Annotated in this window: 19 protein-coding genes; 4 read left to right on the top strand and 15 right to left on the bottom strand. The window is 46.9% G+C overall.

What is annotated here, in order from left to right:
• Position 1: 1 nt before the first annotated feature.
• The 7 genes from ACN6MW_RS30805 to ACN6MW_RS30835 form a co-directional block, all read right to left on the bottom strand.
• On the bottom strand, positions 2-1078 hold the full coding sequence (locus ACN6MW_RS30805) for a D-alanine--D-alanine ligase family protein (protein WP_419873527.1): 1077 nt from the start codon (positions 1076-1078) through the stop codon (positions 2-4).
• Between the two features lie 109 nt (positions 1079-1187).
• Entirely contained in the window at positions 1188-2405 is a 1218-nt protein-coding gene (locus tag ACN6MW_RS30810) for a VWA domain-containing protein (protein WP_419873528.1), read from the bottom strand.
• Position 2406: 1 nt separating this feature from the next.
• Positions 2407-4734, bottom strand: a complete 2328-nt coding sequence (locus ACN6MW_RS30815) for a DUF5682 family protein (RefSeq protein WP_419873529.1) — start codon at positions 4732-4734, stop codon at positions 2407-2409.
• Positions 4731-5822 carry an AAA family ATPase gene (locus ACN6MW_RS30820; protein ID WP_419873530.1) on the bottom strand — a complete coding sequence of 364 codons (1092 nt, stop codon included), beginning with the start codon at positions 5820-5822 and terminating at the stop codon, positions 4731-4733. The genes ACN6MW_RS30815 and ACN6MW_RS30820 overlap by 4 nt, the downstream gene beginning before the upstream one ends.
• Entirely contained in the window at positions 5798-7609 is a 1812-nt protein-coding gene (locus ACN6MW_RS30825) for a HEAT repeat domain-containing protein (protein WP_419873531.1), read from the bottom strand. The genes ACN6MW_RS30820 and ACN6MW_RS30825 overlap by 25 nt, the downstream gene beginning before the upstream one ends.
• A 21-nt stretch (positions 7610-7630) precedes the next feature.
• Entirely contained in the window at positions 7631-9070 is a 1440-nt protein-coding gene (locus tag ACN6MW_RS30830) for an SWIM zinc finger family protein (protein WP_419873532.1), read from the bottom strand.
• 128 nt (positions 9071-9198) lie between these two features.
• Positions 9199-10203 (bottom strand): aldo/keto reductase, encoded by a 1005-nt coding sequence (locus tag ACN6MW_RS30835; protein ID WP_419873533.1) that lies wholly within the window; start codon positions 10201-10203, stop codon positions 9199-9201.
• Between the two features lie 183 nt (positions 10204-10386).
• Between ACN6MW_RS30835 and ACN6MW_RS30840 the strand changes: the two genes are divergently transcribed.
• A complete protein-coding gene (locus ACN6MW_RS30840; RefSeq protein WP_419873534.1) occupies positions 10387-11187 on the top strand; it encodes an AraC family transcriptional regulator in 801 nt (266 codons plus the stop codon).
• 162 nt (positions 11188-11349) lie between these two features.
• On the opposite strand, the gene ACN6MW_RS30845 is transcribed toward ACN6MW_RS30840, so the two are convergent.
• Both ACN6MW_RS30845 and ACN6MW_RS30850 read right to left on the bottom strand, forming a co-directional pair.
• Entirely contained in the window at positions 11350-11778 is a 429-nt protein-coding gene (locus ACN6MW_RS30845) for a GNAT family N-acetyltransferase (RefSeq protein WP_419873535.1), read from the bottom strand.
• Between the two features lie 125 nt (positions 11779-11903).
• Positions 11904-12488 carry a class I SAM-dependent methyltransferase gene (locus ACN6MW_RS30850; protein WP_419873536.1) on the bottom strand — a complete coding sequence of 195 codons (585 nt, stop codon included), beginning with the start codon at positions 12486-12488 and terminating at the stop codon, positions 11904-11906.
• A 219-nt stretch (positions 12489-12707) separates the two neighbouring features.
• On the opposite strand from ACN6MW_RS30850, the gene ACN6MW_RS30855 reads away from it, so the two are divergent.
• Complete coding sequence (locus ACN6MW_RS30855; protein WP_419873537.1) at positions 12708-13547, top strand: sugar phosphate isomerase/epimerase family protein; 840 nt, start codon at positions 12708-12710, stop codon at positions 13545-13547.
• A 98-nt stretch (positions 13548-13645) separates the two neighbouring features.
• A complete protein-coding gene (locus ACN6MW_RS30860) occupies positions 13646-14446 on the top strand; it encodes a hypothetical protein (protein WP_419873538.1) in 801 nt (266 codons plus the stop codon).
• A gap of 175 nt (positions 14447-14621) precedes the next feature.
• Here ACN6MW_RS30860 and ACN6MW_RS30865 read toward each other — a convergent pair whose 3' ends face one another.
• The 5 genes from ACN6MW_RS30865 to ACN6MW_RS30885 form a co-directional block, all read right to left on the bottom strand.
• Positions 14622-15551 carry a tyrosine-type recombinase/integrase gene (locus ACN6MW_RS30865; protein ID WP_419873539.1) on the bottom strand — a complete coding sequence of 310 codons (930 nt, stop codon included), beginning with the start codon at positions 15549-15551 and terminating at the stop codon, positions 14622-14624.
• A gap of 165 nt (positions 15552-15716) precedes the next feature.
• Entirely contained in the window at positions 15717-16934 is a 1218-nt protein-coding gene (locus tag ACN6MW_RS30870) for a Ger(x)C family spore germination protein (protein WP_419873540.1), read from the bottom strand.
• A complete protein-coding gene (locus tag ACN6MW_RS30875) occupies positions 16915-18030 on the bottom strand; it encodes a spore germination protein (protein ID WP_419873541.1) in 1116 nt (371 codons plus the stop codon). Before ACN6MW_RS30875 ends, ACN6MW_RS30870 begins: the two co-directional genes overlap by 20 nt.
• Before the next feature lie 24 nt (positions 18031-18054).
• Positions 18055-19515: a spore germination protein gene (locus tag ACN6MW_RS30880; RefSeq protein ID WP_419876498.1), complete on the bottom strand. Its 1461-nt coding sequence runs from the start codon at positions 19513-19515 to the stop codon at positions 18055-18057.
• Positions 19512-19637 carry a hypothetical protein gene (locus ACN6MW_RS30885; RefSeq protein WP_419873542.1) on the bottom strand — a complete coding sequence of 42 codons (126 nt, stop codon included), beginning with the start codon at positions 19635-19637 and terminating at the stop codon, positions 19512-19514. The genes ACN6MW_RS30880 and ACN6MW_RS30885 overlap by 4 nt, the downstream gene beginning before the upstream one ends.
• A gap of 297 nt (positions 19638-19934) precedes the next feature.
• On the opposite strand from ACN6MW_RS30885, the gene ACN6MW_RS30890 reads away from it, so the two are divergent.
• A protein-coding gene (locus ACN6MW_RS30890; RefSeq protein ID WP_419871355.1) for an IS1182 family transposase occupies positions 19935-21286 on the top strand; the annotation gives its coding sequence in 2 pieces (ribosomal slippage) (positions 19935-20502 and positions 20502-21286; 1353 coding nt in all).
• Positions 21287-21428: 142 nt separating this feature from the next.
• On the opposite strand, the gene ACN6MW_RS30895 is transcribed toward ACN6MW_RS30890, so the two are convergent.
• Entirely contained in the window at positions 21429-23369 is a 1941-nt protein-coding gene (locus ACN6MW_RS30895) for an ATP-dependent DNA helicase (protein ID WP_419873543.1), read from the bottom strand.
• Positions 23370-23456: the final 87 nt, after the last annotated feature.

A 23456-nucleotide genomic window follows, 5' to 3' on the forward strand; every position in this document is an offset into this window, starting at 1 on the left:
TTCACCTCGTATAGTGAATCGTTTGTTTTTCTGCATGGCGCGTGAAAGCATAATCAATGAGCTTCTCAACCAGTTCCGAATAAAGCGTACCATCCGTGCGCTCCCACATGACCGGATACATGCTGTAATTCGTAAAACCAGGCAGCGCATTAATTTCATTCACGTACAAATGCCCCTCATGATCGAGGAAACAATCCACGCGGGCAAGACCTGAGCAGCCATGGACTTGGTAAGCTTGTATTGCGATTTTCCGAATTCGTCCAGTCAGCTCTTCCGATAGCTGAGCCGGAATGGACATCGTAAGATGCTTGTCCATATATTTGGATTCGAAATCGAAAAAAAGATGTTTATGAATGAACTCGCCTGGCAGCGACGCGAGCGGCTTCTCATTGCCCATGACCGCCACCTGTATTTCCCTGCCTAATACTTCGCTTTCCAGCACAAGCTTGCTGTCATATTTAAACGCTTCGGCAATTCCCGCGGTCAGCTGCTGCTTGTCCGAACATCTGCTGATGCCAATGCTTGATCCCAGAGAGGCCGGCTTCACGTAGCAAGGATACCCGAGCTTCATTTCCGCCTCTTCCAAAATGAACGCACGGTCCTCCGCCCATTGATCGTAACGATAGGCGAGGTACTTCGCTTGGTTGATTCCTGCTTGCGCGAGCAGCTGCTTGGATATGGCTTTGTCCAACGTCACCGCGGAAGAAAGCACGCCGTTGCCCACATATGGGATATTGAGCAGCTCCATCATGCCCTGTATCGTACCGTCTTCTCCGTTCGAGCCGTGCAGCAAAGGCAAGACAACCTTTCTTCCCGGCAATGCGAATTGACTGATGAGTGATTGTCCAATCGATTCTGCAGCTTCCGCATGCCTAGGTACCGCGATCAAGTCGCTAAGCTCTAGTTTGGAGCGGCTTAGCTTGTCAGGCGTTGACCAAATCCCTTCGCGGGTGATGTATATCGGGAATAAATCATATTTGGATTCATCTATGGAAAGCATGACGGTATAAGCTGTTTTCAAAGAAACTTCATGCTCGACGGATTTGCCGCCGTAAAGGACATATAGCTTTGTTTTCACAAGAAAAAACCTCCTAAGAACGACTCGTTATCTCTACCTAAAGATAACCGTCAATCATTAAGAGGCATGTAATTAAAGTTTAATTAAGTCTTAAGTTTCTTTAAATTGTTTATATGCTTTTTTTGCCCGAATCGGTTATTGCTGCCGCAAGCGCCTGCAAATCCTGGCCCTGCAGCGCTCCTGCAATAAGCTCCGGCAGGCGGTCAGGCGTGCAGCCAAAGCAAGGAATGCCGAAGCCGGACAGCTTCTTCGCAAGCTCGGCATCATAGGAAGGCACACCGCCGTCTGACAACGCCAGCAGGCAAATCACGCTTACACCCGATTGACGCATGGCTTCCATCCGGCGGATCAGGGCAGACTGGTTGCCGCCTTCGTAGAGATCGGAAATTAAAATAAAAAGCGTCTTTTTGGGATCATGGATAAATGGCTCGCAATATTTAACCGACTTGTTGATATCCGTTCCGCCGCCAAGCTGAATACCGAAAAGCATATCCACGGGATCGTTCGCGCATTGTTCGCTTAGATCAGCAACTTCCGTGTCAAAAGCGACAACATGGGTATCGAGCGAGGGCAAGCTGGCAAAAATAGATCCAATTATCGAGGCATAAATGACGGAATCAGCCATTGACCCGCTTTGGTCAATATCAAGAATGACGGTCCATTCCTTGCTGCGCCTTGCCCGTTCGAAAAAATAAAACTTTTCCGGTATAAGCAGCTGCCTCTCCCGATCATAATGTTTTAAATTACGGCGTATCGTCGTCTTCCAATCCATCCCGGTTACCGATGGAAGCGGAGAATGTTTCCTGCGGTTCAGCGCGCCTGTTACGGCACGGCGAATATCATGCGCGAGTCTCGCCATGATCTCATCTACGACCTCGCGTACCAGCATTCTCGCCGTATCCTTCGTTTTCTCGGGAATACGCCCCTTTAGCGCGATGAGTGTCGCAACCATACGAATATCAGGCTTCACTTGGCTGAGGGTTTCGGGCTCAAACAACAGCTGGGTTAAGCCCTTTCTTTCAATGGCATCCGCTTGGATGACGGAAACGATGTCGGAAGGAAAGAAGCTTCGGACATCGCCGAGCCATTTTGCCAGCTTAGGCGAGGAGGCGCCTAAACCAGCGGAACGCGCAGCGTTTTTCCCTTGTGTATCAGCGGATGCGCTAGTCGTATCGTCATAAATAGCGGCCAGCGCTTCATCCATTAGGCTTTGCTCTTCATCAAGCAGTCCGCGTCCTCCTGCCATGTCGGACAGCCTATCGTTTGCAGCTTGGCCTAAAATAAGACGCCAGCGCTTCAATTGTTCGAATTGTTCATTATCGCTCATCTTATAGGTCTCCAAAATCGAACTCGTTGAGCTCGTCCAATTTTTGTTGCTCTTCGCTGCTAAGCGGTCGCTGAAGGACATCGGCAGCTTCTGTTTCGCCAAATCCCCATAAGTCGCCCAGCATCTCCGCAATCGCGTTCTTCTCTCTTGGTTCAAAAGCAGCTAAGGCCCTTCTAAGAAACACCAACGAACGCCGGAACTGCTCATCATCAAGCGAAGCGGTATACAGATTAAGCTGCTCCCATAGCTGCCTGCGAGAGATTAGCACATAGCGGTTTCTTAGCGACATGCCTTCAAACCAGCCTGCGCCTATATCTGCTGGGATCCCCGGCGATAGTCTTCTGGATACCTCCCTGGCTAAACGGTCATGATCGATAAGATTTCGCTCCAGAAGCAGAGCAAAGGCGAGTCCGGAAAGCTTCGCGTTGCGGTCATCCCGGTAGGCTAGCATCTCAAGCTGCGTCACCCAACGCTCATCGTCTACCCTATCGAAATGCTGCTGCGAAACCGCATGCATATCGATAATGGCCGATGCCATTGCCTCAGCCGCATCATCGCTGCATGCGGCAGAGTCAACCAGAAGCAGCGTTCCCCGCAAAAACAGCTGCTGCAGCAGCGGCATTAAAACCGCCGTATCCATTTTGCGGACATCGCCAAATTGCACTAATAATGACAGCTCCCGGAGCGTACCGGCAATTTGCGAATAATCGCCAGCGTCTACCGCTAGGCGCTGAAGCGTTTGCCGGGCATCTTCCATGGAAGCGGGAAGCCCACACTGCCATGCCGCCCGGACAAGTACCGCGGCATCTACGATATTCGCGCTTTGTGCCAAGGACTCTTTGATGTGAAACGAAGCGGCAAGCTCAATCGTCTCCCCTTTCATGATGGATTCAACCGCTTCGATTTCCGCCTCCGGCGTCCAGAACAGCACCCAGCTTTCTGCCCAGGTCGCGCTGTCCTGCCTGACCCCACGCTTCTTGGCAAAGCTAATTTGCAGCAGTTGAATTCTTTCAAGGAAAAAGGATCTTCTTAAATCGAGAAACGCAGCCTCCTCGGACTTCACTCTCCGGTTTTCACGGAGATCCAGCTCGAGCTCGGTCGCTACGGTCGTCTTATATTTTTCAAGTTTCAACGTCTTCAAATTCCGGTTCAAATCATCCTGTATCGGCGTTTGGCTGACGCCTTCCGGCAGAAAGCCGATGCGGGTTCCAACATCCGTTCTGACGATCGCATCCGCAACAATCGCCAGCTCTCCGTATCCAAGACAAGTGACGGCGGCATCATGAAGGTCTCGTAATACCGGCAGCCTTCCTCCATGTAAGGAAGCTAACGACTCGGCAAGCCTAACCGCTTCAATAACGGAAGCAGCGGAACGGAACGTTCCGCTCTCGCGCATATGGCCGGCAATCGTAGCAAGATAGAGCGACGGCAGCTTAGCGGGATCCCCGTTCTTTGCGCACTGCCATGCCAGCTCAAAATACGAAGGTGCCATATTGCCTGCTCCGTAGCCGGAATGGTTAGACAGCTTATAGTACGAATAAGGCATCAAGGTCAGCTTGGTCGGATTGGACGGAAAGGAAGCAATTTCCTCCCCCGACAGTCCCGGCCGTTCCTCTTCTAACGCAGAGGTATGGTAGGCGCCTGTTACGACCACGATGCGGTTTGCCGGAGTGCCCTCTGCAATCGCTTTGGAGATTTGGGACCTCATATAAGCCTCGCGGATTTCATTGTGCGCTGCCTCCAGCGGGGTATGCATTCGCTCCTCTGCCTCGGAAAGCCCGCGCATTTCGTTCGAGAAAGCATGCATGGCAAGGCGGTAGCTTCTTTGGTCGTTTATTTGTTCAAAATGGCGCTCCCAATAGGTTTCGTAATCGGGCTCACCAGCCAGATTAGCGACTTGCTCGTAATGCCCATTGCTTTGCTGACGATACTCGCGTGCGCCTTCTGAATCCTCTTCCTTTTCCAATACGGCTCTACGGCTTGCATATAAGCTAACGGAGACTTCCGACGGCAGATCTATAAACCTTGCCTCCGCTCCATTCGCGGACGCCCATTGAAATGCCTGATATTCCGGCGAATATTCGGCTAGCGGGAAAACAACCGTACGGATAGGCAGCTGCTCCGTATAGGCCAAAATCGCGACGGGAGGCTTCACTCCGCTTAACGTGATCTGACTAATCAGCTCCGACGCATCCGAAGGACCTTCGACAAGGACTAAAAGCGGCTTGGTCTCATTTAAATAACTGAGCAGCTGGAGCGCGCCGTTAGGCGAGAGATGGCGCACGCCGAATAGATGGACGCCGTGCCGTGCTGCGGCACCCGCGCTCACGAATTCAGCTCACGGCAAGCACGATATAGCCCTCTCCAATCGGCTCCCCGTTTCTTCATCACATTTTCCAAATATTCCTTCCATACCGCATCATCCTTGGCTTCATCCTTCACAACCGCGCCGAGCAAGCCCGCTGCAAGATCCTCTTCGGCTACCTGTCCATCGCCAAAGCTGCTCGCCAGTGCCATACTGTTGATTAGCAAAGAAATCGCTTCGGCCGTCGAGATCGCTCCGCTTGGCTGCTTAAGCTTTTCCTTGCCATCAAGGGTCATGCCGCTGCGCAGCTCACGGAAAATCGTGACTACCTTGCGTACCGCCTCCTCTTCCGGAACCGCCTCGCCGAGCCGGTAATTTGAAGCGATCTCACTCACCCGTTTGCGTACGATGGATACTTCTGTTTCTAAATCTGAAGGCGCCGGAAGCACCACGATATTAAAACGTCTTTTTAAAGCGGCCGACATATCATTTACGCCGCGATCCCTTGTATTCGCTGTCGCAATAATAGAAAAACCTCTTTCTGCCGGAATGTCCCTTCCCAGCTCAGGAACCGAAATCGTCTTCTCGGACAAAATGGATATAAGCGCATCCTGCACCTCCGAAGCGCAGCGCGATATCTCCTCAAAACGCGAGATGCCGCCTGTTTCCATTGCACGGTAAATCGGACTTTTCACCAACGCTTCCTCCGAAGGGCCATTTGCCAGCAGCATCGCGTAATTCCATGAATAGCGTACCTGCTCCTCGCTTGTGCCCGCGGTTCCTTGAATGACTTTGGAGGAATCGCCATGAATGGCTGCCGTTAGATTCTCCGAGAGCCATGATTTTGCCGTTCCCGGTTCTCCGATTAGAAGCAGTGCACGATCGGTTAGCAAGGTAGCGATGGCGATTTCTACCAACCGAGTATGGCCGATATATTTTGGCGTAATCTCGACCTCGCCAGCACGCCCGCCTGTAATAAAGGTAAGCACGGCCCGCGGTGACAGCTGCCAGCCGGCAGGTTTTTCACCTTGATCATGGGCTTTCAGCGCTTCCAGCTCATGCGCGTACAACAGCTCTGCCGGCTGTCTTAAGATAGTTTGTTTTTTATCCATGCTAAAAATCCCGCTCCCTCTGCATCCGTTTCGATTGCTGCCGGCTTGGCGGCAACATGATCAGCCAACTGTTTTAATTGATTGCGTGAATATTCATAAGTGATTTTATCGGCGATTTGATGCAGCTTCTCCGCGGAATGGCTTGGCAGCATCGCAATTAAGAGCTGAACCTCCCGATCCAAATAATAATAGGAATGCTGCGTTGCCTGCTCCAAAGCGGGAAGGAATAAGTCAGCCGTTTCCCGGTGTCCAACCCTAAATAACGCGTGAAAAAGGTGAACGGTCCGCGGTTTCATCAGCTGAGGCGCAACCTTGGACTTTTCGACCAGATAAGCCACGATCTTCTTATCCGGCTCTTTAACCAAACGGCAAACCAGCTCTTCTTCGTTCAGCTCCACGAATCGATCGACCCATCTTGCATCCCACGCGAAATTCGATTGCTCCTCCTGTTCCGAGTATATATAAGCAAAGGAATTAGGCGTACAAGCATAAAAAGCTTGAAGCAGCTCTCGCGCATTTTTGCTTTTTTTCTGCGTAAGATAGCCTTCGTATTGATCGTACAACTCAGCAGGCTCAAGCAAACGGAGAGCAGCCTTCAACGAATAGCCTATTAAAGGAGGCCGGTTATCCCGCAGCTCATGCAGATACGTCAAAGCAAGCTTATCCTTGGAATACAACAAAATTTGAGCCGCTTCGTTCAAAAGCGACTCGTATTCTTTGAAATCCAGCTTTTCATTAGAGAGAACAAGCATTAAAAATTGTCTTACTGCGCTCTCATGAGCTTTGGTTTGAAAGCAAGAAATCACGCCTCCCAGCGTTTCTTTTAAAACGGCGGTTTGTTCGCCCGACTCGATTTTACCGATCAGTGAAGAACCTAATTGAAGGAGCTGCTCGGTGAGCCGGGGGGCTGCACATGCTTGTATCGGTGCAATGGCAAGCTCTGTATCCTTTTTTGCCAGGGCATCAATCAAGCGCCCTACGACGCGGTCAGAATGCAGCCTTGAAAGCGCGGTTAACGCAGCGCCTCGGATTTCTTTCTTTTTGTCATGCGACAATTCCAGCAATTCGTCTTCAAAAGCAGGCAAGCCTGCCATTAATGAAATCGCAGCAATACGAACCGGCTGCGCGCCTTCCTTGGAAGCAGTAGTAAAAAGCGGCCAAAGCGATTCGGTATCCGAGGTCAACTGGTCTATACATATTAGCAGTCTGGCATCGCCGCTGTTTCCCTGGATATGAAAATGCTCATGCAAAATAGGAAGTACCGCTGCACCCATCTGCGGGATCACTTTCTCCGCGATATACTCCGCGATTTCCGCATAGCTGTCCCTTAGTCCGTTTACTGCCGGAATAAATGTTCGAAAATCGGTAAATAAGCCATCTTCTGCACCTTGTTTGATGGTCTCGAGGCGTCCGTGCCCGCGCTGGGTCAACGCATCAAGCAGCGGCTTCAGCTTTCTGTAAGGGAATTCCGTGGTCACGTTAATGAAAGGGTCCGGGTTCCCGAGCGGAAGCAGGTCGCCTTCCGCTTCAGCCGAGCTTTGGGTGTGCAAGACCGCGTGAAGCAGGACCGCTAAATCCAAGAGCTTCCCTGACGCATGCTCCGGCTTGGCCGCCGTAACACCGTTAACTTCTTCGGCAACCCGTTTGAAAATAGGTGCTTTCTCTCCTAGCTGCTGCAGCTGCGGCAGCATCCGCTTCAGCTTTAAATCATCTGCCGCAATGCCCGCTCCCGCGATGACTAAACGGCGTACGTCTTGATGCAATTCTCTAAGTAATGGAATGCTCATCCTATGCTCCTTCGTCGCGCATTAATAAAATAATCGGATCATTTCATTCTCGGTTATCAGCGTCAGCGGCTGGGCAACAAGCTTGCCTTCAGATAATTGATCCTCGAACATGACCAATACCGCCATATTTTTCAATTGCTTTTGATTCAAATGCGGCAGCAGCTGCAGCGTAGGATATCCAAGTCTTGCTATGTTGGCAAGCGGCAGCCTTTCTCCCGTTTCATTTACCAAGACAATGCCCTTTTCCGTTTTGGCCACTTCTGCAGCATGGAGCAGCAGAACTGGATTTTTGTCGGCTAGCGGGTTTTTTAAATGATTTTTTACGGTTTTCAATGCTGCGCCGTAGGAGTGCTCGGCAAACGATCGGATTTTATTCCGGTCTCCGCTGCTGCACTCCCGCATGGTCATTTCTTCCCATCTCACTCTTTTGTTCAGCTCACCCGGATAAGTAAACAGTTCCTTTGTTTGAACGGCCATATAGACGGAATCGTCCTCTTTCATATGCTTTGCTGCCCGGAATGGCCGAAAGTTCCGCGTAATGACGATTTCGCCGTCTTCCAGCTGAAGCCAATACCCCTCATCCACATACTCCCCGCGGGCTTCATCCGTATAGGAGCGGAAGTTTAGCTGAATCAGCTCCATATTCTTGCGAATAAGCTCCTGCTCGCGAAGCTCTGAAAGCTGCCAAGCGTGTCCGATCTTTTCTTCTAGAACACTCGTGATATCCATCGGCAGTTCAGGATCTTCCATGCGCGCTGTAATATAATCACGGCTTCTTTTAAGCAAGGCATGCAGGGCAGCAAGCATCTCGAATGCTTCCGAATAAACCGCTTCATGGTTATCGCTAGCATTTATTAATATAAATACTTCGCGAAAAGCAGCTTGCAAACCCGGCACAAAATGATTGCCAAGCTGCTTCGCTTGGTCTTCATACATACGAATCGACCGTTTATCCAAAGACGCCAAACCCGATTGGACAATTTGCTGGACCAGCTTATGAGCAAGCTCAATGCCCTCTAGCTGCGAGGCAAGTTTTTTAGCCAATGCATTTTTATTAACCCTGCGCTTGGTCTCCGTCCCTGGGGGAGCTGCGGCTGTTTCTTTTTTCTTTTCCTCGCGTTTGTCAGCTTTCTCCCGTTTATCCGCAATATCGGCAGGAATGTCGGCAATGTCAAAGGTCTTGCCGCCCGCATAGGCGTACAGGAGTCCTAATATATGTTTGCAAGGAAACTGCCGGCTTGGACAAGAACAACGAAAAACAGGCTGCTCCGTTTTTACAAAGTCCGCCGAACAGCTGTAAGGCTCTTTACCGCTTCCTTTGCATTCCCCGAAAAGCAGTGTTCCATCTTCCGTTCGCGCTAGCTTCTGAAAGCTGTTTTTACGGACGAGATCATTTCCGTTTTTGATCGCACCCGCGTTTAGCGCGAATGAATCAATATAAGCTACTGTTAGTTCGGTCATAGTTTCCCTCATTCATTTCATTGTTTTTTCAACCAACTATTTCCACAGAACACTCTCCATTTCCTGCTTTTGGAGTGATTTTGCCGGCGGGGACAAAGAAAAACCCAGGCGGTTCGCCTGGGTTTGTTTTACCATGGAAGATCTCCAATATTATGCATAATCGAATCGATTTCTGATATTTCTTCAGCGGTTAACGGTGCGCTCTTGAGTGCCTTTACATTTTCTTCGATTTGGCTGACGCGGCTGACGCCGATAAGCGCTGACGTGACCCCTCCGTCGCGAAGCACCCATGATAAGGCCAATTGCGAGAGGGTTTGGCCTCTCTTGGCGGCAAAAGCCTCCAAGCTGCGGAATTTTTGTACGCGTTCAACGGCAATGGCTTCCGGCTTCATTGTGCTGCTCGGCGCCTTGGATTCCGCTTCGATTTTATCGACGTATTTATTCGTCAGCTGACCTCTTCCGAGCGGGCAATAAGCGATTGATCCAATCCCTTGCTCGACAAGCACATCCTGCAGCCCATCCACAATCCAACGATTGAGCATCGAATAGTTCGGCTGATGAATCAGACATGGCGTACCTAGCTCCTTCAGAATTTTTACCGCCGCGCTGGTTTGCTCCGCACTGTAATTTGATAATCCAACATATAACGCTTTGCCTTGCCGGACGGCATGGTCAAGCGCTCCCATCGTTTCCTCTAACGGCGTTTCCGGATCAGGGCGGTGAGAATAAAAAATATCGACATAATCCAGGCCCATTCTCGTTAGGCTGCGGTCAAGGCTGGACAGCAGGTTTTTACGCGAGCCCCATTCGCCGTAAGGTCCTTCCCACATGTAATAACCTGCTTTGGTGGAGATAAGCAGCTCGTCCCGATAAGGAATAAGGTCCTTCTTGTATACCGCACCGAACGTTTCTTCGGCAGATCCTGCAGGCGGCCCATAATTATTTGCAAGGTCAAAATGGTTAATACCCAGATCAAATGCTTTTAAAATCATGGCTCTTGAATTTTCCAGCGGCTGGTTGCCGCCAAAGTTTTGCCAAAGCCCTAGTGAAATGGCCGGCAGCTTGACGCCGCTTTTTCCTGCGCGTTTGTACAACATATCGGAATAACGTGATGGCTCTGCTGTGTATGGCATGTAATGGTAGTCCCCTTATCCTATTAATGTGATTTCCTTGAACTAAATATGCTATAATGTTCTCTTCCGCATCTGATTACTTTCAAATTATATTGATTTATACTGGAATAAGGAATGTCCACAAGCAAGATTTATATGTCATAATGTAAGGTGTATATGATTTAATGGCAGGAGCTGAACAACATGTGCGAGCGTTATGATCTCATTTATTATTATCACGGAAAGCAATACTGCCCGCCAGGCTACAATTGGGGACCCGGGGTAAAAGACCATTATAAAATTCTATTTATTCATGAAGGCAAAGGAAGCTACCAAATAAACGGTCATACGTATGAGCTAAAAAAAGGGCAAGGCTTCATGGTTTTTCCGAATATCATATGCCATATGAAGGCTGACAAGCAGGAACCGTGGGTTTATTCTTGGATTGCCTTCCAAGGCGGCAGCGTTGAGGATTTGCTTGAACAAGTGGGCCTTAGCAAAGAATCGCCTTATTTCACCTATGCGCCGGCAAATTGGTTCGACCCTTGGCTGGATCAGCTGTCTGAAGCAGAAGCTCTCGAGAAAAACAGCGGGTTAATCGTACACAGCCTGCTGTACCGGCTTTTCTCCGAGTGGATCGAGATGCTGACCGGACCTAATCAATTGGGGTATTTGCCAAAAGCGAAGGATGAATACGTGCGCAAAGCCGTCGAATTTATCAAAATGAATTATTACACCAAAATAAGCATTGCCGATCTCGCGTATCGGATCGGAATTGACCGAATTTATTTCTCTTCTTTGTTTAAAGAGGTCGAGAAGCTATCCCCTCAGATGTATTTATTGCATTACCGTATGGATAAAGCATGCGACTTAATGAATAATCAGCAGCTGTCGGTCTCTGATATTTCCCATTCCGTTGGTTATTCGGACCCTCTGCTCTTCTCAAAAATGTTTAAGAAAGTGAAGGGTGTATCGCCTTCTCAGTTTCGCAAAAAACTGATTTGATCCATCGTTAAGAACCTGTTGGTGGCGTACACTAACAGGTTCTTTTGCAAATTATTTTGTTGAATCTAAGGAGGTTACATAAAAACAAAAATGGAGTGACAAATTGTCGCCAATTTGCACTCCATTTTAAAATCGATAGCCATATGAAGCTTCTAATAATATTTAATGGGATAAATCTTTAACCATCTTAACATGGGGGATGTTTTCTTCCATAAATACGGTCGATGCGACTTCATATCCTTGTTTTTCGTAAAAAGCGGCTGCCTGCACTTGCCCGTGCAGCTTGGCTTTCTTCATGCCTTTCTCACGCGCAATGGCTTCAAGCTCGTCCATGATCGCTTTGCCTAACCGGTGCTTCCGATGCGAGGATAACACACAGATCCGCTCCAGCTTCGCGTATTCATCCACAACACGCACTCTTCCCGTACCTACGGGCTCGTTCTCGTAGTAAACGAGGACATGATCGGCGATATCTTCAAATTCATCCAGCTCTACTTCCTCCGCTACACCCTGCTCTTTCACGAAGACTGCTTTCCGAATACGGAATGCATCATCTAATTGCTCTTCGGTCGTAATACGTTTCGTTTCCATTGTGCTCTTTCCTTCCCTGACAAAATCCCTTTAATCAGCTTTTCAACAGCCTATATTACTTATTATAATGCTAATCGCCTATTTAGCAAAAACCTTTCGGCCCATTCAGCACCAATTCATCTTTATTAGGATTCCTGACGATGTTTTTTTCTGCAGACGTATACAAAGGCAGGAGGAATATTAATTGGAACAAATTTTATTTCATCAATATTAAAATAGACGCTCAACTGCTTCTTCATTTGCAGCGAATATTGAAAAGCAATAAACAAACCGTCATCCCGTAAAGAAGCCACGATCTGTTCCAACAAAGCCGTCCGGTATGCATGCGGAAAATTGAAAAAAGGAAGTCCGCTTATGATGCAATCCAGGTGATCGATTCCTGCTTGGGTTAATGCTTCATGAAGTCCCAACGTATTTTGGAGGATAATAAAATCAGGATATGCCTCTTTTAAGGCTTTAAACATATAAGGATCCTTTTCAAATAACATTATCTTTATTTCGTTTCGAGCAGCCTTCTTAATGTGCTTGGTTATCGCTCCCGTACCCGCGCCGAGTTCAGCTAAATGATTCACGGTATGCCATGGGACGCTTCCAACCATTTTACGCGCTAAATAATTCGAGCTTGGCGTCACGCTTCCCATCTGCCCCGGTTTATAAAAAAACTTTAAAAGAAAAAATATTTTCTCGAATATCGAATTTTTAATTCCCATCTGCTGTGAACCTCCCTTATTGAAAGTTCATCCTGTTGAAAGAAGTAAAGTAAAGGGAATGGTGAACAATTTCTGAGCGAATTTCCGCTTAAACGAATGCTATCCGGAGCAAAAACACTATCCTGAGGAACTATACGCCAAATGCGAACGTTTTTTTCGGTTTATTACATGCTATGCTATTGTTAGGTTTAACCATTATATTAAAAGGCGGGATCATTCGTGTCATACCTATCTATTAGCACATGGAGCTTGCATCGCCATTTGGGTCCTCTCCGCTTGACGTACTGGGAAACGGAAACCAAAAGCCATCAAATTAGAGAACAGGAGCAGCCGCAGCTGTTAACCCTGCTCGAGCTACCAGCTGAAGCAGCCGCCAGAGGCTATCAAGCGCTTGAGGTTTGCCATTTTCATTTTCCTTCGACGGAGCCGGCCTATTTAGAACAGCTCAAACAGTCTTTTTTCGAGGCAAATGTCAAATTCGATACACTGCTGCTAGACTACGGCGATATCACTTCATTGGATGAAAGCAGACGTAAAGCCGACCTCGCTTTTATTAAAAAATGGATCGATATTGCATCGCTTTGCGGAGCAAAACAAATTCGCGTGATTGCAGGAGAGGCTTCGCCCACGGATGAAGCAGCCATCCAAATTTCTGCCGACTCCTTAGCGGAGATGGCATCGTATGGTGCTTCCAAGGCCGTGCATGTCATTACGGAAAATTTCAAATCACTCACTTCTACTGCTGACAGCAGCCTCAAACTGCTTGCGAAGGCTGGAAAGCCCGTCGGTTTTATTACGGATTTCGGCAACTATCACGGAGACGGCAAAATCGAGGAGATCGGAGTAACCGCTCCCCTTAGCGTTTCGGTCCATGTAAAGCCCACTTACGATGAAGCAGGCATTCCAGATAAAGCTGAGCTGCTTGCATACCTTCAAAAGGTTGGAGAAACGGGCTTTGACCGTGCCTATGTCCTTATTTATGACGGCCCCGGCGATATGTGGGAAGGCCTGGAGCGAGTAAAAGTGATTGTAGAGCCGTTTTTATTGACAGTACGATAGCTTCCTCCTATACTAATAATGAATGTGCAGAAAATGATAATCGTTATCATTAATACCTATGCTCTATCGTTCATTATTTTAGTTAAGAGGAGACGCGGATGCCTAATCAAATGGACTTTACGCTTGTTGATACCTATTTCCACATTTCACCTGGCGGTGCTGCTCATCCCGTCCATGAGCTGCCGGCCGTTGATTTTCTAATTCGTGAAATTTCACATGCCACTTTGATCAAAGCGGGTAATATGGTTCAAGCGACCGGCATGGAATTAGCGGCATCATTTGTCGGCATGTCCTTCTTCAACCTTTGCATAACGAATCTCATTTTTGCAGCCCAATACAACCGATATTTAGATTTATCGCTCCAAAATTTAACCTTTCAGCTGGAACAGCATAATGATCATGCTCATCTTGGCTTCAAAATTAATGAATTGCGCTGGACAGAGGTACCCCATAACGACGGGGATCGTAAAGCTTTTCTCGAACATGCCTTTGGTTCTTATTTCAAAAACGAAATCAATGCTATCGTCGAAGCCGTTGCTGTAAGTGCTGATGTGAAATCGGCCATGATCTGGAATCAAGTAGGCGGCCAAATCCACTTTGTACGTGATTATGTGAATCAAAACATTCAAGACCCCGCTCTTCTAGCCAATTTCCAACGGGATTTTGATGTTTTAGCGGGACTGCCTGCTGAAGTATTTAACCGTAAACGCAATCCATTCATTCATAAACCGCGTTATATTGATAATCCATGGACTCCCGAGGGCGGAAAGCTTATGCTGAATTCCTCCTGCTGCATGTATGAATGCCGCATAGATGGTCAAAAATGCTATACCTGTCCTCGAATGCTGCCAGAAGAGCGCGAAGAAAGACGCAAGCTTGTTGCTGCTGGTTCTTATTAGCAAAAAAGCAGTTGAAAGATACTTTTGGTATCTCTCAACTGCTTTTTTATTTCGTGCGGATTGTTCACTTTATGTTCCATGAGAACTTCAAAAGATTCCCCTTATAGATAAGTAACAGGAATTTTCTGTAAACTAATGCTGATTTTAATATTTTGTTTACATAATTATTATTACGTTAACTACTTTGAAATTTCAAAGGAATTTTACTGGAAATATTGTTCATGGCACTCCGAAGCTGCTTATTATCAATGTGCGTGTAAATTTGCGTCGTTTCTATGCTGGCATGCCCAAGGAGCTCCTGCAGCGTTCGAATATCGGTTCCGCTGCGAATTTGCATCGTTGCAAACGAGTGGCGCAGCTTATGGCTTGATAATCGTTTATCCGCCAGCGCTGGCATCTGCTCCTTCAACTGCTTGATCGTATGATCCGCAATGGTCTGAATCATGCGAATGGATAATCTTCGTCCGAATTGGGAGACAAAAAACGGCTGCTCCTTGCCCTGCCTTGATTCCTTGCGATCTGCCAATGCCTCATTCAGCATATGCTGCAAGGCATCCGGCAGCGGGATAACGCGCCATTTGCGTCCTTTCCCTAAAATATGGATAGATCCGTCCTGCTGTAAATCCTGTACATTCATCCGATGAACTTCTCCTACCCGCAAGCCGGCATATGCCATCAGCAGCACGATTGATACATTCCGGATATAATATTTGCCCTTCATCGTATGGAGCAGCGCTTCCAGCTCATTCTCTTCCAAATAGACAGGAATTCGGTTTTTCTCCTGCTTCGACTTCGCAATGAGCGCTGCTGGGTTGCTCTCCAAATGCTCCATTTCGATCATCGCTTTAAAAAAAGAACGGAGCGAAGAAAGCTTCCGGTTCCGTGCCTCATCCCCGGCTCCCTTTTCACGGCATAGGGCCATGTATCTCATAATATCCATTTTCGTAATTTTCTTCGTTTCAGTTGGATGTACGGTCAGGAGAAAATAACTGACATCGCTCATATAAGCTTGATGCGTTGACTTTGTCATTCCTTTATTTTTCATCCATATGGAAAAGAGTTCCATTTCCAAACCGTAGCTATCCGTCACTTCATGATATCCCATTCCTATTATAAATCCTCCATATGTATCCATATTATAGACTCTATTTGGTTGATCACTATTCTAGTATGATAGCTTAAAAATCGATATAAAAGCAAACTGCGTGAAATATGTATTTCACGCAGTTTTTTTGACACAAAAATGAGCTGTTCCGCTTTACATAATAGGCTAGTGTCCTTGCTTTGAGCCCGTTTCCATTATTGAGACCTTCACATCATAAGTAATGGGAACTCCGCTAAATTCCTCATCCCAATCCTCTTCTACCGTTTTCCATACCTTGGGGTGCTTTATACTCAATTTAGTGCCGAAACCAACTACATCCGTTTTATACTCTTTCTGTATTTTATTAAGTCCCAGGTTGATCAGCCGTTTTATTTCCTTCTCCACTGACTGCTCCGCCTTACTTAAAAAATTTTCATCTATAGGTTCATTTGTGAGCAGCCATTCTTCAATTAACCGTCCTTCGGTTTCGATGTTGACTCGAAAACTGATTTTACTGCCTTCGACGTAAGGAACAATTTTGCTCTTCATTGATTTTAATTCGTACGTGATAACCTGTTTGGTTTTTGGATCATAGCTTTTTACGACGCCTCCTTTCCCATCGCCTTTTAACCAGGTTACCCCTAACAATTCTTCCTCGCTTAATCTCCCTCTAAATTTCTGTGTCTTTCCTTTTATAACGGCTGCTCCCGAAAATTCCACTTCACCGTCAACCGCAATGACGTTTTGCAATAAATAACTGGATTTGGAATTCATTTTTCCTTCAAGCTTGATGAGAGACATTGGCGGCAAAATTTTATACGTGCGATACCGATTGTCTTCCATGCCAAAGAGCCGAAAAGCAGGAATTATGGATTTCCCTTTTGCTTCTAACACATCTCTTGCAATCCCTCTGCTCATGACAACTAGACAATTGAGACGAATATCGTTATCCCGCAGCATGAAACTGAGAAGATTATTCATAGCATAACGACGAGATAATGACTCATTGATGACGATCACTTTCATATGATGACCGATAATCGGACGCTCCAAGCGGGCGGAAAATTGCCTGATCATTTCGAAGAGCGAATCTCCGGTTTCCGATACGTTAAGATAAGGTTTGGCCGAGGCATCGCTTTTCGTATCGCCGCTCCTAGCCTCCGACTGCTTGTCTACAATTTGCAACGTATAGGTAACGATGTCTTTCTTCTGGTAATTCGAACCACGTTTCTCCAGCTTTTCCTCAAGCTGCGTTTCATTTGCCATATCTAGGCCCATGCCGACAATGATACTTAGATCTTCGATTTCATCCTTGCTCCAGCAGCCCGTTTGAAAGAGCAGTGCAATTAGGCAAAGAATGATTGCTATTGCGCGAAATTTACTACTACTTCGGTATCCCATCATCCTTCGCTCCTTTATTGCTTTTCTTCCATTTAGTTAGCATTAACATCAGGATCGGAATCGGAATAAACAAATATAAAGCCAAATTACCAAGAAAATCACCTAATGCAAACAGCGCACTTAACTCTTTGGGGAGCGTGGAAATGATAAATACGATCGTGAGCAGCACGTACAAACATTTCACTATTTTAACCTTGAAAATCTGTGACATCCCTAAAGCTGCTGCATAATACGTAATCGTGAAGGTGGAATAAATTTGCATGATCCAGATGACCAGCAGGAACGACTCGAATCTCTCAAAAATCAAGCCTGTAAACTCAAAGCTTCGAATAAGATCAAGCGTCGGCCATGTTCTCGTACTTACCCCGTCAATTGATAACCCTCCAATAACGACAACAACTGTGAGCAAATATATAATCATGGGAATAGTTGTGCCAATCACAACGGCTTTCACCGATTTATTAGGGTTGCTCATAAAGGCTGTAATAACCAAAATAATCTCAACGCCAGTGAACGAAAGTGCTGTTGATCGAATACCGTTAAAAACAGGCAAAATTCCTTCTCCCAAAAAAGGACGTAAATTCTCCCAGTCAAAAATCTTTAGCGACATAAACATCACCAATAAATAGATGACGATCGTTACAGGCAAAATCAATTCAAACAATCGCGCGATTGGATTTATACCGCCGGTCATCAAATAGAGACTAACCCACATAAATACCATGACAATAGCCCAAGACGGCGTTCCTTCAAGCAAGAATAGCCCCGTTACTTCTGACAGTGCGCGCACCTGATATGCGGCAGTCATGAAAAAATAAATAATATAAGCTAAACCGATAAGACCACCGATCCATTTTCCCAGCAGCAATTGATAATATTGAAAAACGGTTAATCCTACATGTGATTTCGATAAAACGGCCATGATGACACCAGCGGCAATGGCAATCAAACCGCCTAACAAAACCGATAGCCATACATCCGGCGTTCCAACCTTTTCTACGGAAGCTCTGGGCAAGGTCAGGATCCCCGATCCGAGTAAAAAATTGGTTACGATAACGGCGGTTTGGACGGTAGTAATCCGATCCTGCGCTTTTTTCATAGGCCTCTCCCTCTAACCCGAGAATTACTTCTTTTTCCTTTTGGCGTCTGCAGGATGCAGCATCGCGGGTCTTTTTTTCATCAAGAAAATGGGTACGCGAACAAAAAAGTCTTTCCAATCCCCAACCCGATAAGGCGCTCCCGGACTAGCATAAGGCACGCCAAAGCTCTTCAGCTTGCATACATGCGCTAATAAGAGAAGGATAAACAACACCACGCCGTAAAGCCCGAAAGCTGCCGCGCAAAACATGGCCCCGAATCGAAGCATGCGAAGCGCGATACCGGCACTGTATTGCGGAATGGAAAAGGACGAAATCGCCGTTACCGCAACGACAATGACAAGAATAGGACTGACGATTCCTGCTTGCACAGCTGCTTCGCCGATGATCAAGCCGCCCACGATGCCCATGGCCGGTCCGATCGGTTTTGGCAAACGGAGCCCGGCTTCCCGCAGTATTTCTATCGCGATCTCCATGATCAATGCTTCCACAAGCGACGAAAAAGGAACGCCAACCCTAGCCCCGATAATCGAAATTGCGAGCTTTGTAGGAATTAAACCCGGATGGAAAGAAATGAACGAAATATACATAGCAGGCGTCAACAATGCAATCATGGCAGCGAAAAAACGAAGGATTCGGAGCAGCGAACCCGCAAGCCAGCGTTCATAATAATCTTCGGGAGATTGCAGCAGCATACTAAAGGTGACAGGCGCTATCAAGGCAAAGGGTGTACCGTCCAGCAGGATTGCAACCCTGCCTTCCATCAATGCGCCTATCACGCGATCCGGCCTCTCGGTGCTCTGTATTTGCGGAAATGGGCTTAGAAAATCATCTTCAATTAACTGCTCAACGTAGCCGGATTCCGGTAAATTATCGATTTCAATTTTGCTGACCCGATCCTTCACCTCTTCAAGGAGTTCCGGATTAGCAATATCTATCATATATGCAATGACCAGCTCTTTTTTCGCGCGCGATCCCACCTGCATGCTAATAAAGGCCATGCTGTCATTTTCGCCATGTCTGCGCAGCAGCGCTGTGTTATCGGATAAGCATTCATTAAAGCCCGCACGCGGTCCCCTTACCAGTGCTTCCGAAATCGGCTCCTCGATGCTCCTCGATTTATTTTTTGCCGTCCCGATCAAAATCATTTCCGGCATTCCATCGATAATTAGTGCCGTTGCGCCCATAAGCACCTTAGGAATCAACTCATCTAAAACACTTACTTCCGTTAGCTGACTGACCGTTAATACCTGGTTAATCAAATAAGATTTAGTAACAGGCACACAATCCCGTGACAAGGACATTAACGCCCGCAAAACATGAAGATCTATCAAATCTCGATCGGCTAATCCATTCACGAACACAATAGCAGCTTTAATTTCGGTATCACCAAGCATAAACTCTCGTATCACGACATCGGAATGAAATGACATTTGCTCGCGTATAGCAGCTAGTTTTATCGTTAAGTGTTCATTCATCTCCATTATTCATCCCTTGTTTGACGGAGCCTTTTGAAAATAAATGAAATGATGAGCGGTATGACTAGAACAATTGCAGCTTCCAAATAAACATTCCATTCGGGGATTTTCAGTTCAATGCCCTTCGTCATCGTCAAACTCCTCCGTGTAGATATTTGTCGAATAATCAATATTTTTGCCGTAATCGGCTGGATATAAACACCAATCTTCAGGATTTGAAAAAATTATGCTTTGGGGAAGTTAAATAAGCTGTACCGTTGTAGTTTGCAATTAGAGCGATGAACACAAAAAAAAGAGAAGAAGGAATGTTCCTTCTTCTCAGGCTGTCGAGAAAGTCTCGACAGTCTTCTTTTTGTTTAATTAATTTAACACGACACCGCGTTAATACAGTATAATTATAGTAATTAAAACGAACGGATGGTGTCGTGATGCTGCGTACTAATCGAGATAAGCAACAAAATTACGAATTGGTTTCCATTGAGGAGCTAGTGCCCTCTGATCATATGCTTCGCAAGATCGATAAGCACATCGATTTCACCTTTATCGATGAGAAGGTTCGCCATCTTTATTCGCAGGATAACGGTCGTCCAGCTATTGACCCGCTTGTTCTCTTCAAAATGATCTTTCTAGGCTATTTCTATGGCATACGTTCCGAACGCCAACTTGAACGTGAAGTTCAGACTAATTTGGCTTATCGTTGGTTTTTAGGACTTGGGCTAACCGATCGCGTTCCAGACCACACCACGATCAGTTGGAATCGTCGTACGCGTTTTAAGGATACCTCTGTCTTCCAGGACATCTTTGATGAGATCGTGCTGCAAGCCATCTCTCACCGTATGATTGGCGGCCGTGTGTTGGTATCCGACTCCACGCACGTGAAAGCGAATGCGAATAAAAACAAATATACAAAAGAGCAGGTTCAGCAGAACACAAGGGATTATTTGGATGAACTGAACTCGGCAATTGAAACCGACCGTAAAGCGCAAGGAAAAAAGCTCTAAAACCACGAGAGGAGGTGAACGAAGACAAGGAAGTGAAGGTCAGTACAACAGACCCGGACAGCGGATATATGTTTCGGGAAGGCAAGCCGGAAGGCTTCTTTTATCTGGACCATCGTACCGTCGATGTGAAGTGCAACCTCATTACTGATGTTTTCGTAACCGCAGGAAATGTTCACGATTCCGTGCCGTACCTCTCTCGATTAGATCGTCAGCGTAAACGTTTTGGTTTTGCAGTTGAAGCAGTCGCACTTGATTCTGGTTATATGACGACCCCGATTTGCAAGGGACTTGAAGACCGCAACATTTATGGTGTTATTGCGCACCGCAGATTTCAACCGACACAAGGGTTATATCCCAAATGGAAATTTACATATGATGCCGAACGGAACTTGTATATTTGTCCCCAGCAACAAAAATTGCCTTACCGAACGACAGACCGACACGGATACCGACACTATGCTTCGGATCCGAAGATCTGTGCAGCATGTCCCATGCTAGAAAAGTGTACGCGCTCACGTAACAAGCGTAAGATCGTCACCCGGCACATCTGGGAGGACAGTAAAGAGCAAGTACGATTAAACCGCTTAAGCAAGTCGGGCAAAAGATTGTACCGAAAACGAAAAGAAACGATTGAGCGAAGCTTCGCGGATGCTAAACAGCTCCACGGGTTTCGCTATTGCCGGTTGCGCGGGTTAAACAACGTAATGGAACAAGCGTTGATGACCGCCGCCGTGCAGAACATGAAGAAGATCGCCCTCCACTTGGAACGGAGGGCGTGAGAGGTTTAAACCCTCTGTTTCTCACGAAAAGAGAAGATAAAAAACAAAAGAGAAACCCGTCGTTTTGAAAAAACGTGGGTTTCTCTACAAGCTGAGAAGAAGGAATGTTCCTTCTTCTCTCTATTTGCTAAGCTGGTATTCCCTACTGTTCCACCCGTACATTGCTTGGAAGGATTTGCAGGATATGCTCGCGTACCGTTTGTTCACTCAGCTTTTCGCCAAAAATAACGATTTTGCCGCTGTCCTCGCGCGTCCGTATTAAACGGCCGATACCTTGCCTTAAGCGCAGCAGCATGTAAGGCATATCCACCTGCTCGAACGGTTCTTCCGCGTCCTTTCTTCTAGCCGCGAATAAAGGATCGTTCGGAGGGAACGGAAGCTCCCACACGATCACCTGGGATAAGGATGGACCCGGAATATCTAAGCCCTCCCATAACGTCACTGCGCATAAAATACTCGCTTCATCCTGCTGGAACTGTTCAATCAAATGGCTTATTTCGCTTGTTCCCTCATAATAGAACGTGTAATCTGCCGATGCGGCATGCAAATCCGAATTTGCTTTGAATTGCTCCAGCTGTTCCATTGACGGGAATAATATGAGTGTCCGGCCGCCGCTTTCCTTCAGGAAGCGATAGGTCTCTTCAACCTTATCATTTAACCCCATTAAATGATCAGTTTTTGGAATGACAACCTTCATTTGATGCTCGTAATCATACGGAGACGGCACCGAGAAGGATAGTGAGCTGTCCATTCCCAAAATTTCCATCATGTAATCGAAGGAGCCATTCACCGATAACGTGGCGGAGGAGAATACGATTGGCATTTTACGGGAAAACACCTGCTCCTTCAGCACTTCCTTTACCCATTTGGGCATGATCACAAGCGAGGTTCCTTCCTTATCCTGCGACACCCAGCTTATCGGCTTGTCCTCTTTTTTGAAAAGCGAAAGCGCAAATTGGATCATTTCCAAATGCTCTTCTACGATTTTCAGCTGGTACGTATCTATCGTGTACAAGCCGCTTTCAAATACGAGCTCCTCTTCAATGACAGAGAGCGTATCCTGCAGCCGGTTGATCTCGCGAATAAGCTCAGCGCTCCATATAATCTCTTTACGGTCCGACGCCGGAACCTTTTGGCTGTGTTTATTCATCATTTTAAACAAATGTTCACTTTGCGTGATGGCATCCTCGACGGCAACGGCTAACGACTCGCGGATTTCCTCTTGAAGCAGACGAGTCACAATGCCCTCAAATACGGCATGATTGAGCTTGTAAGTCAGCGCTTGCTGCGCGGCTGTTTCCAGCAAGTGGCCCTCGTCAAAGACGACAGAGCTGTACTCTGGCAGCAAGGGAAGCTGGCCCTCGCGCTTTCTGGCCTCATACGTCCAAATATGCTCCATATAGAAATCATGGGAACAGATGATCACATCCGCCGCTTTGCGGTAATGGTCTCGCGATAGGGTTTGACCGCAGCGATGCCGGACATCGCACACCAAACAATCCTGGAATACATCCCAGCCAAGCTCGTTCCACTGCTCATCGTTCAAGCTCGGATAATCTTTGCGGTTACCGTACGGATGAAAGCTCTGCATGGAATCCTGCTTGTGGACAAAGTTTGGAAGCTCACGGTAAATGCTGTCGAACAGCTCCGCATGATCCTGGCCTGCTCTCGCGTCTTCCAGTTTCTTCAAGCAAATATACTGATCCGCGGATTTACCCAATCGCGCATCGATCGTTAACTCCAAATAACGCGCAAGCTTGGCGATATCCCCTTCGGGCTTCACGAGCTGTTCAATTAATGATTCATCCGCACATGCGATAATTGCCGGTTTTCTCGTATATCTCGCATAAGTGATAGCATACAGCAAATAGACGAATGTTTTTCCTGTACCCACTCCTGCCTCGGCAAAAATAGTCTGTTTATCGGCATAGGCGCGCTCCAATTGAAACGCCATATAAATTTGTTCATCTCTTATTTCAAAACCGGCCTCAGGCAGCTTTTCATAAAAAACATCGGCGATCCAATCGCTCGCCTGGGCCATAAAAGGTTGCTTCGGGTCAAAATCAAACGGATATTTATTCAAGGGTAGCTTGCCTCCATATAATAGGCACAAACGGCTGCGTGCATGCACGCAGCCGACTGTGAAATCTCCTGTACTTATCGCACACTC

The organism is Pristimantibacillus sp. PTI5 (assembly GCF_048572955.1).
Taxonomy (GTDB): domain Bacteria; phylum Bacillota; class Bacilli; order Paenibacillales; family Paenibacillaceae; genus Pristimantibacillus.